Raw genomic sequence first — 15536 nt, 5'->3', positions numbered from 1 at the left:
CCATGACCACCACCACCGAAACCACCCCGGTCATCCCCCTGCCGGCCCGCGCCGCCACCGCCCTCACCGGCCTCGGCGCCCTCACCACCGCCGCCTCCGCCGCCCTCCCCTGGACCTGGACCTCCGACTTCCCCGGCGACCTCACCTACACCGGCTCCCCCGCCGGCCTCCAATGGCTCGCCCTCGCCGCCGGACTCCTCACCCTCCTCCTGCTCCTCGCCACCCACGGCACCCCCGGCCTGCGCTGGGCCGCCCCCACCCGCAGCCACAACGCCGTCCTCTACACCGCCACCGGCACCCTCGCCGTCAGCGTCTTCTCCGTCGCCGCCATCGCCACCGAACTCGGCGGCCTCGCCAACCTCGAAGCCGGCGGCTGGATCCTCGCCGCCGGCGGCCTCCTCACCGTCCTCGGCGCCCTCGGCCTGCCCCTCGACCGCCGCACCAGCGTCCCGCTGCGCATCCTCGACAGGCGCCTCTTCCTGCTCGTCCCCGTCGCCCCCGCCGGCTGGTTCGCCGCCCACGCCATCCCCGGCGACCAGCCCGTCGCCCCCGTGATGACCGCCCTCGCGGGCGCCCTCGCCATCGCCGCCGGCGTCGTCCTGCTGCTCCAGCTCGGCCACCTCGCCCACACCTGGCTGCGCCTGGGCACCGTCGAGCGGCCCCTGCCCGCGCCGCGCCAACTCCCCTCCTGGGCCGAAGTCCTGATCATCGTCCTGGCCTTCGGCCTCGGACTGTTCACGATCACCTTCGGCATCGACACCGAGTACGGCGAACTCTTCATCGGCTACCTGCTGCTCGCCGCCCTCGTCGTCCCCGCCCTCACCCGGTCCGGCCTGCTCGCCCGGCTGCGCGCCCTGACCGTCAAGCACCGCCCCGTCACCACCGGCGCCGCCTTCGCCGCCGCCGCCAGCTTCCCCTTCACCCAGACCAGCGACCAGTACACCTCCGTCGCCACCAACATCCTGATCTTCGCCACCGTCGCCCTCGGCCTCAACATCGTCGTCGGCCTCGCCGGCCTGCTCGACCTCGGCTACGTCGCCTTCCTCGGCGTCGGCGCCTACGCGGCGGCCCTGGTCTCCGGCTCCCCCGCCTCCCCCATCCACGTCCAGTTCCCGTTCTGGGCCGCGATGCTCACCGGCGCCGCCGTCTCCATGGTCTTCGGCGTCCTCATCGGCGCCCCCACGCTGCGCCTGCGCGGCGACTACCTCGCCATCGTCACCCTCGGCTTCGGCGAGATCTTCCGCATCACCATGCTCAACCTCAACGGCACCACCGGCCCCAAGGTCACCAACGGCTCCAACGGCATCCCCCGGATCCCCGACCTGGAGATCCTCGGCTTCGACCTCGGCAAGCCGCACACCGTCGCCGGCATCGAACTCGGCCGCTTCTCCAACTACTACCTGCTGATGCTCCTCGTCACCGCCCTGGTCGTGCTCGTCTTCGCCCGGGTCGGCAACTCCCGCATCGGCCGCGCCTGGGTCGCCATCCGCGAGGACGAGACCGCCGCCGAAGCCATGGGCATCAACGGCTTCCGCCTCAAGCTCCTCGCCTTCGCCCTCGGCGCCTGCCTCGCCGGCCTCGCCGGCACCGTCCAGGCCCACGTCAGCTACACCGTCACCCCCGACCAGTACACCTTCGCCGAGGCCCTGCCGCCCAACTCCGCGTTCCTGCTCGCCGCCGTCATCCTCGGCGGCATGGGCACCATCAGCGGGCCCCTCGCCGGCGCCACCCTCCTCTTCCTCATCCCCAAGAAGCTCGAATTCCTCTCCGACTACCAGCTGCTCGCCTTCGGCGCCGCCCTCATCATCCTGATGCGCGTCCGCCCCGAGGGCCTCATCCCCAACCGGCGCCGCCAACTGGAGTTCCACGAGGCCGCCATCCCGGCCCAGCCCGCCGGCGACGGCGCCGCACTCACCAAGGCAGGGGCGTGACCACCCAGATGACCACCACCGCCACACCCCTGCTCGAAGTCACCGGCGTCACCATGCGCTTCGGCGGCCTCACCGCCGTCAACGACGTCAGCCTCACCGTCGGCGAAGGCGAGATCATCGGCCTCATCGGCCCCAACGGCGCCGGCAAGACCACCTTCTTCAACTGCCTCACCGGCCTCTACGTCCCCACCGAGGGCGCCGTCCGCTACCGCGGCACCCTCCTGCCGCCCAAACCCCACCTCGTCACCCAGGCCGGCATCGCCCGCACCTTCCAGAACATCCGGCTCTTCGCCAACATGACCGTCCTGGAGAACGTCCTCGTCGGCCGCCACACCCGCACCAGGGAAGGCATCTTCTCCGCCATCCTCCGCGGCCCCGGCTACCACCGCGCCGAGAACGAGAGCCGCGAGAAGGCCATGGAACTCCTGGCCTTCACCGGCCTCGCCGACAAGGCCGACCACCTCGCCCGCAACCTCCCCTACGGCGAACAGCGCAAGCTGGAGATCGCCCGCGCCCTCGCCTCCGACCCCGGCCTCCTGCTGCTCGACGAACCCACCGCCGGCATGAACCCGCAGGAGACCCGCGCCGCCGAGGAACTCGTCTTCGCCATCCGCGACCAGGGCGTCTCGATCCTCGTCATCGAGCACGACATGCGCTTCATCTTCAACCTCTGCGACCGCACCGCCGTCCTCGTCCAGGGCCAGAAGATCGTCGAAGGCGACCGCGAAACCGTCCAGAACGACGACCGCGTCATCACCGCCTACCTCGGCGCCCCGCTCGAAGGCACCACCCCCGCAGTCGCGGAGACCGTTACGGAGACCGACCAGTGACCGCACTCCTCGAGGTCGAGGACCTCCGCGTCGCCTACGGCAAGATCGAAGCCGTCAAGGGCATCAGCTTCACCGTCAACCAGGGCGAGGTCACCACCCTCATCGGCACCAACGGCGCCGGCAAGACCACCACCCTGCGCACCCTCTCCGGGCTCCTCAAACCCACCGCCGGACGCATCGCCTTCGACGGCCAGGACCTCACCACCGTCCCCGCGCACAAGATCGTCGCCCTCGGCCTCGCCCACTCCCCCGAAGGCCGGCACATCTTCCCCCGCATGACCATCGAGGAGAACCTCCTCCTCGGCGCCTTCCTGCGCACCGACACCGCCGGCATCACCGCCGACGTCGACCGCGCCTACGACCTCTTCCCCATCCTCGGCGAACGCCGCCGCCAGGCCGCCGGCACCCTCTCCGGCGGCGAGCAGCAGATGCTCGCCATGGGGCGGGCCCTGATGTCCCAGCCCAAACTGCTCATGCTCGACGAGCCGTCCATGGGCCTGTCGCCGCTGATGATGCAGAAGATCATGGCGACCATCATCGAGCTCAAGGCCGCCGGCACGACCATCCTGCTCGTCGAACAGAACGCCCAGGCCGCCCTCTCCCTCTCCGACCGCGGCTACGTCATGGAGACCGGCCGCATCGTCCTCTCCGGGACGGGCGCCGACCTCCTGCACGACGAGTCCGTCCGCAAGGCCTACCTCGGCGAGGACTGACACCCCCACGCGTCCACGCACGAAGGGCCCGGCGGATCCCATCCGCCGGGCCCTCCTCGCATCCGTCTACTCGGAGACGTCCCCGTCCGCCTTCTTGCGGTCCTGGGCCTCGCCCTCCTCGATGACCGCCTCGGCCACCGCGGCCATCGTCATCCGCCGGTCCATCGACGTCTTCTGGATCCACCGGAACGCCGCCGGCTCGTTCAGCCCGAACTTCGTCTGCAGCACGCCCTTCGCCCGGTCCACCAGCTTCCGGGTCTCCAGCCGCTGGGTGAGATCCGCGATCTCCTCCTCCAGCGTCCGCATCTCGGTGTACCGCGACACCGCCATCTCGATCGCCGGCACCAGATCCGCCTTGCTGAACGGCTTCACGATGTACGCCATCGCCCCGGCGTCCCGCGCCCGGTCCACCAGCTCCCGCTGCGAGAACGCCGTCAGCATCAGGACCGGCGCCAGGTGCTTCTCGTGGATCTGCTCGGCGGCGGAGAGCCCGTCCAGCACCGGCATCTTCACATCGAAGATCGCGAGGTCCGGCCGGAGCTCCTCCACCAGCTTCACCGCCGTGGCCCCGTCCCCGGCCTCACCGACGACGGTGTACCCCTCCTCTTCGAGCATCTCCTTGAGGTCGAGGCGGATCAGCGCCTCGTCCTCGGCGATCACAATCCGGGTGATCTGGGGCGAATCGGTCTCAAGCGGCTGTGCCTGCTCGTCGGCGGTGCTCACGGGGCTCCTAGTTCCGGCGGGGTACTGCATGCACGAGGGTACCCAGACACGGTATGTTTGAGTTAATCGATTGAGGCAGCCGCCTTCAAATCGTAGGCCCCGATAGCCCAATTGGCATGAGGCAATGGTCTCAAACACCATAAAGTGTGGGTTCGAGTCCCACTCGGGGCACCACGCCTTCGAATCGAAGGAAGTTCGATTCGGCCCAACGGTCGGAGGGCTTCACCCGCCAGGGTGAAGCCCTCCCTGTTTGTGCGCCAGCGTCCCCCCAGCCGTGCAATCTCGGTCACATGTACGACATGGCTACGCGGCAGCGGGCGCTCGACCTCCACGCGAACGGGCTGACCTTCAGCCAGGTCAGCCGTGCGACCGGAATATCCCGGTTCGCGATCCGCGCGTGGGCGTCCGGCACCGTGCCCAGTCCACGCATGACCGCCGAGTGCCCGGTCCGCAGCGGCCGGCTCGACCCCTCACGCCCGCGCGCCGGCTACTCCTACCTCCTCGGCCTCTACCTCGGCGACGGCTGCGTCAGCGAGGGCCGCCGCAAGGTCTACGCCCTCCGCATCGCCTGCTGCGACGCCTGGCCCGGCCTCATCGACGAATGTGAGCGAGCCGTCTCCGCCGTCATGCCGCTCAACAGGGTTCAGCGCGTCCGCGCGCCGGGCTGCACCAGTGTCGTGAGCACCAGCAAGCACTGGCCCTGCCTCTTCCCCCAGCACGGTCCCGGCCCGAAGCATCGACGGTCGATCTCCCTCGCACCCTGGCAGCAGGAGATCGTCGACGCCCACCCGTGGGAGTTCCTGCGCGGCCTGGTCCACTCCGACGGCTGCCGCATCACCAACTGGACGACACGGACGGTCGGCGGCGTCAAGAAGCGCTACGAGTACCCGCGTTACTTCTTCACCAACACCTCGACCGACATCATCGGCCTCTTCACCGCCACCCTCGACGCCGTCGGCGTCCAGTGGAAGGCCGCGGCCCGGCCGACCGGTGCCACCAACATCTCCGTCGCCCGCAAGGAGTCCGTCGCCCTCATGGACGCCCACATCGGCCCCAAGCACTGACAGCGGCGGCGCGGCCCCTCCGGAAGGGCCGCGCCGCACCCGGTCAGTTGTCCAGGGTCCCCACGTGGTGGACGCGGACGAGGTTGGTGGAGCCGGCGAGGCCGGGCGGGGAGCCGGCGGTGATGACGACGATGTCGCCCTTCTGGCAGCGGCCGAGCGACAGGAGGGCCGCGTCGACCTGTTCGACCATCTGGTCGGTGGTGGGGGCGAAGGGGCCGAGGAAGGTCTCGACGCCCCAGGTGAGGGCGAGTTGGCTGCGGACGGCGGGTTCGTAGGTGAAGGCGAGGACGGGGATGGGCGAGCGGTAGCGGGTCAGCCGGCGCGCGGTGTCGCCGGACTGGGTGAAGGCGATGAGGTACTTGGCGTGCAGGAAGTCGCCGATCTCGGCGGCCGCGCGGGCGACGGCGCCGCCCTGGGTGCGCGGCTTGTTGCCGGTGGTCAGGGGCGGCAGTCCGGCGGCGAGGATGTCGGTTTCGGCGGCCTCGATGATGCGGCTCATGGTCTTGACGGTCTCGACGGGGTACTTGCCGACGGAGGTCTCGCCGGAGAGCATCACGGCGTCGGTCCCGTCGAGGACGGCGTTGGCGACGTCGGAGGCCTCGGCCCGGGTGGGCCGGGAGGCGTTGATCATCGAGTCGAGCATCTGGGTGGCGACGATGACCGGCTTGGCGTTGCGCTTGGCGAGCTTGACGGCGCGCTTCTGGACGAGCGGGACCTGTTCGAGGGGCATCTCCACGCCCAGGTCGCCGCGGGCCACCATGATGCCGTCGAAGGCGTCGACGATGGATTCCAGGTTGTCGACCGCCTGCGGCTTCTCGATCTTGGCGATGACGGGGACGAGGCGCCCCTCCTCGGCCATGATCCGGTGGACGTCCTCGATGTCGCGGCCGCTGCGGACGAAGGAGAGCGCGACCAGGTCGGCGCCGGTGCGCAGGCCCCACCGCAGGTCGGCGACGTCCTTGTCGCTGAGTGCGGGGACGGAGACGGCGACGCCGGGGAGGTTGAGGCCCTTGTGGTCGGAGACGAGCCCGCCTTCGATGACGAGGCAGCGCACGCGCGGCCCGTCGACCTCGACGACCTCCAGGGTGACCCGGCCGTCGTCGACGAGGATGCGTTCGCCGCGGGTGACGTCGGCGGCGAGGCCGGGGTAGGTGGTGCCGCAGATGTCCTTGTCTCCGACGACGCCGTTGTCGGTGGAGATGGTGAACTCGTCGCCGCGTTCGAGAAGTACGGGGCCGTGGGCGAAGGTGTCGAGCCGGATCTTCGGGCCTTGAAGGTCGACGAGGATGCCGACGCTGCGGCCGCTCTCGTCGGCGGCCTTGCGGACGCGGCGGTAGCGTTCCTCGTGCTCGACGTGGGTTCCGTGGCTGAGGTTGAAACGGGCGATGTCCATTCCGGCGTCGACCAGGGATTTGATCTGGTCGTACGAGTCGGTGGCCGGCCCGAGGGTGCAGACGATTTTTGCTCGGCGCATACTGCTGAGGGTAGGCATTACCGGCGCGTAACCACGACGCGGGTCCGGACGGCGGGATGACCTTTGCCGTAAGGCGAGTTGAACAATCTGACACATCCTCGGACCGGTGTACGAGCACCTGCCCGGGTGTCGTCGCCGCCCGGCCTTCCGATGCGAACCCGTGAAGGGGTGTTCACCCTTGGTTCACCGTCGGTTCCGCCGCCGCTCCCCGCCCGGCGGGACGCTCGTCACCCCCGGGTGACCACCCGGACGACGTAGCGGACGAGGGGGAGGCGTTCGGCATGAGACGCACTCTGGGGGTGTTGGCGGCGTTGGCCCTGCTGGGCGGGGTGACGTACGCACTGATCCCGCAGGACGACCCGGGCGGCGACATCGTCACCGTCTCCGGCCTGATCGGTTCGGAGAAGCGCGACTTCTTCCAGGATCCGCAGGTCGTCGCCGAGTTGGCCAAGCAGGGCATGAAGGTGAACGCGGAGAGCATCGGCTCCTGGCTGATGGACGGCGACGCGAAGGACTTCGCGTTCCCGGCCAGTCAGCCGCCGGCCGACAAGCTGCGCGTGGACTGGAACATCAAGGAGGTCCCGGTCCAGCCGTTCTACTCGCCGCTGGTGATCCTCGCGCACCGCCCGGTGGCGGACGTCCTGATGGGCAACGGCCTGACCACCCTGGACCGTTCCACCGGGCTGTGGACGTTCCGGATGGACGCCTACCTGGCCGCGCTGAAGGCCGGCCGCACCTGGCCGGACCTCGCGGGCGCCACCGAGCACGCGGAGCTGAAGGGCCCGGTGTTCCTCACCACCACCGACCCGGAGACGTCCTCCTCGGGGGCGCTGCACATCGCCCTGCTGTCGTACCTGTTGAACAACCGCCAGGTGGTCTACGACCAGGCCGGGATCGACGCCACCAAGGACGTGCTGCGCACGGCGACGGCGATCCAGGGCGGCCAGAAGAGCAGCAGCGACGAGCCGTTCAAGGCCTTCCTGGCCGGGGTCGGCAATCCGCTGGTGCTCGCGTACGAGTCGCAGGCCGCCGCGATGGTGCTCAAGGGCGAGTCGACCGGCGACATGGTGGTGCTGTACCCGGACACCACCGTCTACACCGACCACACCATCGTCGGCCGCACGCCGAACGGCCGGCGGCTGGCCGCCCAGCTGCACGACAACGCCGAACTGCGCAGGCTGGAGGCGAAGTTCGGCTTCCGCCCGCAGGACGACCCGGACGCCTTCGCCGCGCTGGTGAAGGGCAGGACCCCGGTCCTGGCGCCCAATCTCGCGGCGGCGAAGGTCAACCAGCCGCAGATTCCCGTGCCCGACATCCTGACCAGGCTGATCAAGGCCGCCAAGGGGAAGGCTCAGTGAACTCCCGGATGAAGAAGCACAGTTGGCCGGTCGCCGCGCTGGCGACGCTGCTGGCGGCCGCCGCCTGCACCTCCACCCCGCCGGGCCCGAAGCCGTCCGACCCGCCGGCCACGACGGCGCAGGCGGGGGTGCTGCGGGTGCTGGCCGGCAGCGAGCTGCAGGACCTGGCGCCGATCCTGGAGGACGCCAGGAAGGCGACCGGGGTGACGGTGCAGTTCTCCTGGACGGGCTCGCTGGACGGCGCGGACGCGGTGTCCTCGGGCCGGGCGGACGGCAAGTACGACGCGGTGTGGTTCCCGTCCAACCAGTACCTGCGGCTGGACGACGCGGGGAAGTCGAAGGTGCTGTCGGAGACGCCGGTGATGGTGTCGCCGGTGGCGGTGGGGGTGCGGTCCTCGGTTCTCGACGAGCTCGGCTGGGGGGACGGTTCGAAGGTCTCCTGGGCGCAGATCGGGGATGCGGCGTCGGCCGGGAAGCTGGCGTACGGGATGGCGGACCCGTCCCGGTCGAACTCGGGCTTCTCGACGCTGGTGGCGGTGGCGTCGGCGTTCTCGGGCGCGGGGGCGGCGCTGACCGAGGGGGACGTGCAGAAGGCGGCGCCGCAGTTGAAGCAGTTCTTCACCGGCCAGAAGCTGACGTCGGGCTCCTCGGGCTGGCTGGCGCAGGCGTACACCCGGGCGGAGCCGGGCAAGGTCGGGGCGCTGGTGAACTACGAGTCGGTGCTGCTGTCGATGAACAAGTCGCTGGCGGCGGGCCAGCAGTTGACGGTGATCCGCCCGGTCGACGGGGTGGTGTCGGCGGACTATCCGCTGTCGCTGCTGTCCTCGTCCGCGCAGCGGGAGCGGGACTCCTTCCAGCGGTTGACGGCGTACCTGGTGAAGGAGGACGTGCAGAAACGGATCTCCGAGACGACGCTGCGCCGCCCGGTGGCGCCGGGGGTGTCGCCGGCGGCCGGGCTGCCGACGGACCGGCGGCGGGAGCTGCCGTTCCCGGGGAGCCGGGCGGTGGCGGACGGGCTGCTGGCCTCGTACCAGAACGAGCTGCGGCGGCCGTCGCGAACGGTGTACGTGCTGGACACCTCGGGGTCGATGGAGGGTTCGCGGATCTCGGCGCTGAAGTCGGCGCTGGGCCGGTTGACGGGGGCGGACGACACCCGGGCGGTGCGCCGGTTCCGGGACCGCGAGGAGGTGACGCTGATCTCCTTCGCGTCGAAGGTGAAGTGGGCGAGGACGCACGCGGTGCCGGCCTCGGGGAGCAAACCGGGCCCGGAGGCGGAGCTGGCGTCGATCGACGCGGACGTGCAGTCGCTGGCGGCGTCGGGGGGTACGGCGCTGTACGACTCGCTGGAGGAGGCGTACCGGGTGATCGACCGGCAGCAGTCGGCGGCGGGGGATGACCGGTTCACGTCGATCGTGCTGATGACCGACGGGGAGAGCAACGAGGGGGCTTCGGACGGGGACTTCAAGCGGTTCCACGACGGGCTGCCGGCCGGGCAGAAGTCGATCCCGGTGTTCCCGATCAAGTTCGGGGAGGCGGCGGTGAGCCAGCTGCAGGGGATCGCGGACGTGAGCGGCGGCAAGCTGTTCGACGGGTCGGGCTCGCTGGACGGGGTGTTCGAGGAGATCCGTGGCTACCAGTGACGGGTTCGGCCGGCGGGTGCTGCGGTACCTGGAGTCGGCCCGGAACCTGGTCGGCTGCGGGGGCGGCGCGGTGGGGCTGGGGCTGCACTTCGCCGGGCTGGGCGGGGCGTGGTGGCCGGCGGTGGTGGCGGGGCTGTACGGGGCTGGCGCGCTGCTGACGCCGGGCCCGCGGACGGAGCCGCCCGTCGTACCGCCCGTCGTCCTGCCCGTCGATCCGCTGGTGCCGCCGCCGTCGGGGCCCGGCCCGGAACCGGAGCCCGGGCCGGAGCCCGCACCGCGACCCGATCCCGAGCTCGCGGCGCTGTCCGACTACCTGGCCACGGTGCCGCTGCCGGATTCGGCGGGGGTGGCGGGCCTGCTGGCGGCGCTGCGCTCGGCGGGGCCGGGGCCGGTGCCCGAGGAGATCGTGCGGCACCGGCTGCCGGTGGCGGTGGCCGGCTACCTGCGGGCGCTGACCTGGCGGCCGTGGGCGGGGCCGGACGCCCCGGACCCGGAGGCGGAGCTCGGCCGCGAGGTGCGCCGGCTGGTCGCGGACCTGACCTGACGGTCCTGCCTGAGAAAGCCCCGGCAGGCCCAGGCCGGAGCCCCTTACCACCCCGCCCTCCGCGCACCCCCGTCACGAACGAGTCGCCAAGATCTCACCTGCTGGAAACGTCGGAGGGCTATCCACCGGCCGGGCCCGCACGGCACACTTCTACGCGCGTCCTTCTACGCGCGTCGATGCGCGTCGGCGCGCCACCCGAACACCAGTTGACGGACCATCGGCCCGTCAGTCCCCACCCGGGAGAGTCGTCCATGCCCCTGAACCGCCGTGACTTCGTCACCCGGTCCGCCGCCACCGCCGCCGGCGCCGCCCTGACCGGCGGAGCAGTCGTCGCCGCCGCCCCCGCCGCCGTGGCCGCCGAGCCGGCCGCGGCGGCCGCCAAGGGCAAGCGCAAGGGCCGCAAGCAGGCCTTCACCGTCATGGGCACCACCGACCTGCACGGCCGGGTGCTCAACTGGGACTACTTCACCGACGCCGTGTACGCCGACAAGGCGCACAACGACGTCGGCCTCGCCAAGATCTCCACCTTGGCCAACCAGGTCCGCGAGGAGAAGGGCTGGGACCGCTGCCTGCTGATCGACTCCGGCGACATCATCCAGGGCACCCAGCTGACCTACTACTACGCCCGGATCGAGCCGATCGCCACCGACGGCGACAACGTGCCCGACCACCCGATGGCCGTCGCCATGAACCTCATGGGCTACGACGCCGCCGCGCTCGGCAACCACGAGTTCAACTACGGCATCCCCACCGTGAAGGCCTTCGAGGACCAGCTGGAGTTCCCGCTGCTGGGCGCCAACGCGCTGCACGCGAAGAACGAGAAGCCGGCCTTCAAGCCGTACGTGATCAAGGAGGTGTGGCTGGACGAGGACACCCCGCTGAAGGTCGGCATCCTCGGCCTCACCAACCCGGGCATCGCGATCTGGGACAAGGCCAACGTCACCGGCAAGATGGTCTTCCCGGGCATCGTCGAGACGGCCGCCAAGTACGTGCCCCGGATGAAGGCCGCGGGCGCGGACGTCATCGTCGTCTCCGCCCACTCCGGCATCGACGAGCCGACCACCTACGGCGACCAGCTGCCCTGGCCCGAGGACGCCTCCGGCGAGATGGCCGAGACCGTTCCGGGCATCGACGCGGTGCTGGTGGGCCACACCCACAAGGAGGTGGCGCAGCGGCTGATCGTCAACAAGAAGACCGGCAAGACCGTGGTGCTCTCCGAGCCGCTGTGCTGGGGCCAGCGCCTGAGCTGCTTCGACTTCGACGTCGAGTTCGCCGACGGCGCGTGGAAGGTCCTCTCGGTGTCCTCGCGGGTGCTGAACTCCAACACCGTGCCGGAGAACCCGGAGATCGTGGACGCGCTGACCGAGCAGCACAAGAAGGTCGTGGCGTACGTCAACCAGCAGATCGGCACCTGCAAGACGGACCTGTCGATCGCCGAGGCGCGGTTCCGGGCGACCCCGATCATCGACCTGATCGGCCGGGTGCAGGCGGACGCGGTGAAGGCGGCGCTGGCGGGCGGGCAGTACGCCAACCTGCCGGTGCTGGCGCAGGCGGCGCCGTTCAACCGGACGGCGCTGATCCCGGCGGGCCAGGTGAAGCTGCGCGACGCGGCGGGCCTGTACATCTACGAGAACACGCTGGAAGCGCGCGTCCTGACGGGTGCGCAGCTGAAGGACTACCTGGAGTTCTCGGCCAAGTACTACAACCGGCTGGCTCCGGGCGCGCCGGTCGACAAGGACGCGCTGACCGGTGCGGAGACCACGCCGGACTACAACTACGACTCGGTGTACGGGCTGAGCTACGACATCGACATCGCGCAGCCGAAGGGTCAGCGGATCGTCAACCTGTCGTTCCAGGGCAAGCCGATCGACCCGGCCGCGCAGTTCGTCCTGGCGGTCAACAACTACCGTGCCAACGGCGGCGGCAACTTCCCGCACGTGGCGCAGGCCAAGCTGGTCTGGTCGAACTCGGACGAGATCCGCAACACGATGATCGCCTGGGTGAAGGCCAAGGGCGTCATCGACCCGGCCGACTTCTTCACCGACTCCTGGCGCCTGGTGCGTGCCGGCCAGCCGGTGTTCTGAGCACCTCATCCGAAGGCCGTCGGCGCGGGACGAACCGTCCCGCGCCGACGGCCTTCGTGCTGTTCGCAGTGGAAGAATGGGGCCATGAGCGAGTTCCAGATCCCAGAGCGCCACGCGCGGCTGCTGGCCTACGCGCGGAGCCTGACGCCTCCGGCCGGGTGGAAGATCGAGATCTCCGGCGACGAGATCATCATGATGGCCGGCCCATCGGTGATCCACCAGCGCAACCTGCTGCTCATCCGCGAGCAGTTCGACGCGCGCCGCCCGTCCGACCTGATGCCGAGCGAGAACACCGATCTGGCGTCGCCGAACGTGGGCAAGCTGCGCAACCCCGACCTGACCTACATCCCGATCTCGGTCGTCGAACTGGGCGGCAACGAGGTGCCGGCCGAGGAGGCGGCGATCGCGGTGGAGATCGTCTCGCCGTCGAACCCGGAGAACGACCTGGTCGGCAAGGTGCGCGACTACCCACAGATGGGGATCCCGCTGTACCTGCTGATCGATCCGCGCAAGGGCGACATCACCCTCTACTCCGAGCCCTCCGGCGGCGCATACCACCAACGCTGGACCGGCGGCTTCGGCGACCGGGTGCCGATCCCCGCCCCCTTCGGCTTCGAGCTCGCCACCGACGGTCTCATCCGTTACCCGGCCTGACCGATCAGGTCGCCCGGCGGCTGCCGCCGGGCGACCCGCACCGCCCGAGGCGGCACCGTCAGAACAGAAACACCCGGAACAAGAACGCTCAGAACGGGAAGGCCGTGCGCCCGTGCTGGACGGAGATCCACTTCACGGTGGTGAACGCGTCCACCGTGGACTCCCCGTTGAGCCGCCCGATGCCGGAGTTCTTCTCCCCGCCGAACGGCACCGCCGGCTCGTCGGCGATGGTCCCGCCGTTGACGTGGATCATGCCGGTCTCGATCCGGTGCGCGACCCGGACGCCGCGCTCGACGTCGCCGGTGTGCACCGCGCCGCTGAGCCCGAAGGGGCTGTCGTTGGCGAGCCGGACGGCCTCGTCCTCGCCGTCGAAGGGCACCACGAGCACGACCGGGCCGAAGAGTTCGCGCTGGAGGATCGGCGCGTCCTCGGCCAGGCCGGTGAGGACGACGGGCTCCATCAGGCTGCCGACCGTGGTGCCGCGCAGCAGCGCGGTGGCGCCGGCGGCGATGGCCTGGTCGACCTGGGCGGTGATGGTGTCGGCCTGGACGGGGTTGATCAGCGGGCCGATCTGGGTGGCCGGGTCCTTGGGGTCGCCGACGGTGAGCGAGGAGATCTTCGCGACGAACTTGGCGGTGAACTCGGCCTCGACGGAGCGGTCGACGAGGACGCGGTTGGCGGCCATGCAGACCTGGCCCTGGTGGGCGAAGCGGCTGAACACGGCGGCGTCCACGGCGTAGTCGAGGTCGGCGTCGTCGAGCACGATCAGCGCGCTGTTGCCGCCGAGTTCGAGCACGGTGCGCTTGAAGTTGGCGGCGGCGACGGTGGCGACGTGCCGGCCGATCCGGTCGGAGCCGGTGAAGGCGATGACCTTGGGCACCGGGTGCTCGATGAAGGCGTCGCCGATCTCGGCGATGTCGGTGACCACGACGTTGAACAGCCCGGCCGGCAGGCCCGCCTCCTCGAAGAGCCGGGCGATCAGGGTGCCGCCGACGATCGGGGTCTCCTGGTGCGGCTTGAGCACCACGCCGTTGCCGAGGGCGAGGGCGGGGGCGACGGCCTTGATCGAGAGGTACAGCGGGAAGTTGAACGGGCTGATCACGCCGACGACGCCGACCGGCAGCCGGTAGAGGCGGTTCTCCTGGCCCTGCGTGATCGAGGGCAGCAGCCGGCCTTCCAGGCCCAGGGCCACCCGCAGGCAGTCCCGCAGCATGTCCTTGACCAGGGAGAGCTCGAAGGCGGCCTTGAGCGCGGTGCCGCCGAGCTCGGCCATGATGGCGTGGGTGATCTCCTCCTCGCGCTCCTCGATCAGGCGCAGCACGCGTTCGAAGACGAGCCGGCGGGCGTAGGGGGTGGTGGCGGCCCACTGCTTCTGGGCCCGTTCGGCGGCCCGGTAGGCCCGGTCGACCTCGGCGATGGTGGCGACGGTGATGGTGGCGAGCTTGTCGCCGGTGTAGGGGTCGACGTCGACGATGTCCCAGGAGCCGCTGCCGCTGCACCATTCGCCGTCGATGTACTGCAGCGCCAACTCGGAGAAGTACGACATCTGATCCCTCTCGTGCCGGTTCGGGGAACGTCGGCGGGCGAGCCGCTACGGCCCGGTCTGATTGGGCATCATCGTACTGACGTCTCAGAGCTCTTGGCGTACGGAGTACAGGAGCTGCCGAGTCTGTTCGGGGTCGAGGCTGTCGGCGAGCAGTCCTTCCATGGCGTGGCGGTACTCGGCGACCTCGGCCGGCTTGTCGAGGTAGAGCGCGGTGGTGAACTGTTCGACGTAGACGACGTCGGCGAGTTCGGGTTCGGCGAAGCCGAGCACGGTGAAGGCGCCGCTCTCGGCGCTCAGTCCGGCGCAGCCCAGCGGCAGCACCCGGAGCCGGACGTTGGGCAGTTCGCCGAGTTCCAGCAGCCGGTCGATCTGGTTGCGCATCAGCTCGGGGCCGCCCCAGGGGCGGCGCAGCGCGGCCTCGTCGAGGATCGCGAGCAGGCGGGGGCCGCTCTCGGCGGTGAGCACGGCCTGGCGTTTGAGCCGGACCTCGACGCGGCGTTCGATCTCGCCGGGGTCGGTGACGTGGCCGCCGGCGGCGATGACGGCGCGGGCGTAGTCGGCGGTCTGGAGCAGCCCGTGGACGAACTGGACCTCGTAGCTGCGGATCTCGGCGACGGCTTCTTCCAGGCCGACGTAGTTCTGGAACCAGGCGGGCAGCACGTCGCCGTACTCGTGCCACCAGGAGGTGGCGTTGGCGTCCCGGACGAGTCCGAGGACGGTGGCGCGCTCCTGCTCGGCCTCCACGCCGTAGAGGGTGAGCAGGTCGGCGACGTCGCGTTCCTTGAAGCCGACCCGGCCGAGTTCCATCCGGCTGATCTTGGACTCGGAGGCGCGGATCGAGTAGCCGGCCTCCTCGCGACTGACTCCCCTGGCCTCGCGGAGCTTGCGCAGCTGGGTGCCGAGCAGCAGGCGCCGTACCGTGGCGCCTCCGCTTGTCTGAGTCGTGCTCATCGCGTCAACCTCCGCACTCGCGCA

General features: G+C 70.4%; 13 protein-coding genes and 1 tRNA gene. 10 read left to right on the top strand and 4 right to left on the bottom strand.

Annotation, left to right across the window (positions count from 1 at the left end):
* The first annotated feature begins 2 nt into the window (after positions 1-2).
* From ACIQVZ_RS17900 to ACIQVZ_RS17890, 3 genes are read left to right on the top strand one after another with little or no spacing between them, the layout of a single operon-like run.
* Entirely contained in the window at positions 3-1931 is a 1929-nt protein-coding gene (locus ACIQVZ_RS17900; RefSeq protein ID WP_402451034.1) for a branched-chain amino acid ABC transporter permease, read from the top strand.
* Positions 1932-1939: 8 nt separating this feature from the next.
* Entirely contained in the window at positions 1940-2761 is an 822-nt protein-coding gene (locus ACIQVZ_RS17895; protein ID WP_350881767.1) for an ABC transporter ATP-binding protein, read from the top strand.
* Positions 2758-3474, top strand: coding sequence for an ABC transporter ATP-binding protein (locus tag ACIQVZ_RS17890; protein WP_350881732.1), 717 nt, complete (start codon positions 2758-2760; stop codon positions 3472-3474). The genes ACIQVZ_RS17895 and ACIQVZ_RS17890 overlap by 4 nt, the downstream gene beginning before the upstream one ends.
* Before the next feature lie 66 nt (positions 3475-3540).
* Here ACIQVZ_RS17890 and ACIQVZ_RS17885 read toward each other — a convergent pair whose 3' ends face one another.
* Positions 3541-4227 carry an ANTAR domain-containing response regulator gene (locus tag ACIQVZ_RS17885; protein ID WP_402450935.1) on the bottom strand — a complete coding sequence of 229 codons (687 nt, stop codon included), beginning with the start codon at positions 4225-4227 and terminating at the stop codon, positions 3541-3543.
* A gap of 66 nt (positions 4228-4293) precedes the next feature.
* Here ACIQVZ_RS17885 and ACIQVZ_RS17880 point away from each other — a divergent pair.
* Both ACIQVZ_RS17880 and ACIQVZ_RS17875 read left to right on the top strand, forming a co-directional pair.
* Positions 4294-4371 (top strand) — tRNA-Leu (locus ACIQVZ_RS17880).
* Positions 4372-4487: 116 nt separating this feature from the next.
* The gene (locus tag ACIQVZ_RS17875; protein WP_402450933.1) at positions 4488-5261 is read left to right on the top strand and encodes a transcriptional regulator; all 774 of its coding nucleotides are present in this window, start codon (positions 4488-4490) and stop codon (positions 5259-5261) included.
* Positions 5262-5304: 43 nt separating this feature from the next.
* Here the strand turns inward: ACIQVZ_RS17875 and pyk are convergent, their stop codons facing one another.
* On the bottom strand, positions 5305-6735 hold the full coding sequence (gene pyk / locus ACIQVZ_RS17870) for a pyruvate kinase (protein ID WP_350881740.1): 1431 nt from the start codon (positions 6733-6735) through the stop codon (positions 5305-5307).
* Positions 6736-7016: 281 nt separating this feature from the next.
* Between pyk and ACIQVZ_RS17865 the strand changes: the two genes are divergently transcribed.
* From ACIQVZ_RS17865 to ACIQVZ_RS17845, 5 genes are all read left to right on the top strand, one after another.
* Positions 7017-8093, top strand: coding sequence for a hypothetical protein (locus ACIQVZ_RS17865; protein WP_402450930.1), 1077 nt, complete (start codon positions 7017-7019; stop codon positions 8091-8093).
* An 8-nt stretch (positions 8094-8101) separates the two neighbouring features.
* Positions 8102-9733, top strand: a complete 1632-nt coding sequence (locus tag ACIQVZ_RS17860) for a VWA domain-containing protein (protein ID WP_402450927.1) — start codon at positions 8102-8104, stop codon at positions 9731-9733.
* Positions 9720-10277, top strand: coding sequence for a hypothetical protein (locus ACIQVZ_RS17855; RefSeq protein WP_402450924.1), 558 nt, complete (start codon positions 9720-9722; stop codon positions 10275-10277). Before ACIQVZ_RS17860 ends, ACIQVZ_RS17855 begins: the two co-directional genes overlap by 14 nt.
* Positions 10278-10528: 251 nt before the next feature.
* Entirely contained in the window at positions 10529-12361 is a 1833-nt protein-coding gene (locus ACIQVZ_RS17850; RefSeq protein WP_350881748.1) for a 5'-nucleotidase C-terminal domain-containing protein, read from the top strand.
* An 84-nt stretch (positions 12362-12445) separates the two neighbouring features.
* Positions 12446-13015, top strand: a complete 570-nt coding sequence (locus ACIQVZ_RS17845) for a Uma2 family endonuclease (protein WP_402450921.1) — start codon at positions 12446-12448, stop codon at positions 13013-13015.
* Between the two features lie 88 nt (positions 13016-13103).
* On the opposite strand, the gene ACIQVZ_RS17840 is transcribed toward ACIQVZ_RS17845, so the two are convergent.
* Positions 13104-14561 carry an aldehyde dehydrogenase family protein gene (locus tag ACIQVZ_RS17840; RefSeq protein WP_350887750.1) on the bottom strand — a complete coding sequence of 486 codons (1458 nt, stop codon included), beginning with the start codon at positions 14559-14561 and terminating at the stop codon, positions 13104-13106.
* Positions 14562-14645: 84 nt separating this feature from the next.
* The gene (locus ACIQVZ_RS17835; RefSeq protein WP_402450917.1) at positions 14646-15512 is read right to left on the bottom strand and encodes a helix-turn-helix domain-containing protein; all 867 of its coding nucleotides are present in this window, start codon (positions 15510-15512) and stop codon (positions 14646-14648) included.
* Positions 15513-15536: the final 24 nt, after the last annotated feature.

This window comes from Kitasatospora sp. NPDC098663 (assembly GCF_044760075.1).
Lineage (GTDB): Bacteria > Actinomycetota > Actinomycetes > Streptomycetales > Streptomycetaceae > Kitasatospora.
The sequence above is the reverse complement of the archived record's forward strand: the minus strand, read 5'-3'. Positions and strand labels throughout refer to the sequence as shown.

Bases quoted from the DNA above. Each gene is read 5' to 3' on its own strand.
- ACIQVZ_RS17860 (WP_402450927.1), top strand. From the start codon at position 8,102: ATGAAGAAGCACAGTTGGCCGGTCGCCGCGCTGGCGACGCTGCTGGCG.
- ACIQVZ_RS17850 (WP_350881748.1), top strand. From the start codon at position 10,529: ATGCCCCTGAACCGCCGTGACTTCGTCACCCGGTCCGCCGCCACCGCC.
- ACIQVZ_RS17895 (WP_350881767.1), top strand. From the start codon at position 1,940: ATGACCACCACCGCCACACCCCTGCTCGAAGTCACCGGCGTCACCATG.
- ACIQVZ_RS17875 (WP_402450933.1), top strand. From the start codon at position 4,488: ATGTACGACATGGCTACGCGGCAGCGGGCGCTCGACCTCCACGCGAAC.
- ACIQVZ_RS17835 (WP_402450917.1), bottom strand. From the start codon at position 15,512: ATGAGCACGACTCAGACAAGCGGAGGCGCCACGGTACGGCGCCTGCTG.
- ACIQVZ_RS17840 (WP_350887750.1), bottom strand. From the start codon at position 14,561: ATGTCGTACTTCTCCGAGTTGGCGCTGCAGTACATCGACGGCGAATGG.
- ACIQVZ_RS17900 (WP_402451034.1), top strand. From the start codon at position 3: ATGACCACCACCACCGAAACCACCCCGGTCATCCCCCTGCCGGCCCGC.
- ACIQVZ_RS17885 (WP_402450935.1), bottom strand. From the start codon at position 4,227: ATGCAGTACCCCGCCGGAACTAGGAGCCCCGTGAGCACCGCCGACGAG.
- pyk (WP_350881740.1), bottom strand. From the start codon at position 6,735: ATGCGCCGAGCAAAAATCGTCTGCACCCTCGGGCCGGCCACCGACTCG.
- ACIQVZ_RS17865 (WP_402450930.1), top strand. From the start codon at position 7,017: ATGAGACGCACTCTGGGGGTGTTGGCGGCGTTGGCCCTGCTGGGCGGG.
- ACIQVZ_RS17845 (WP_402450921.1), top strand. From the start codon at position 12,446: ATGAGCGAGTTCCAGATCCCAGAGCGCCACGCGCGGCTGCTGGCCTAC.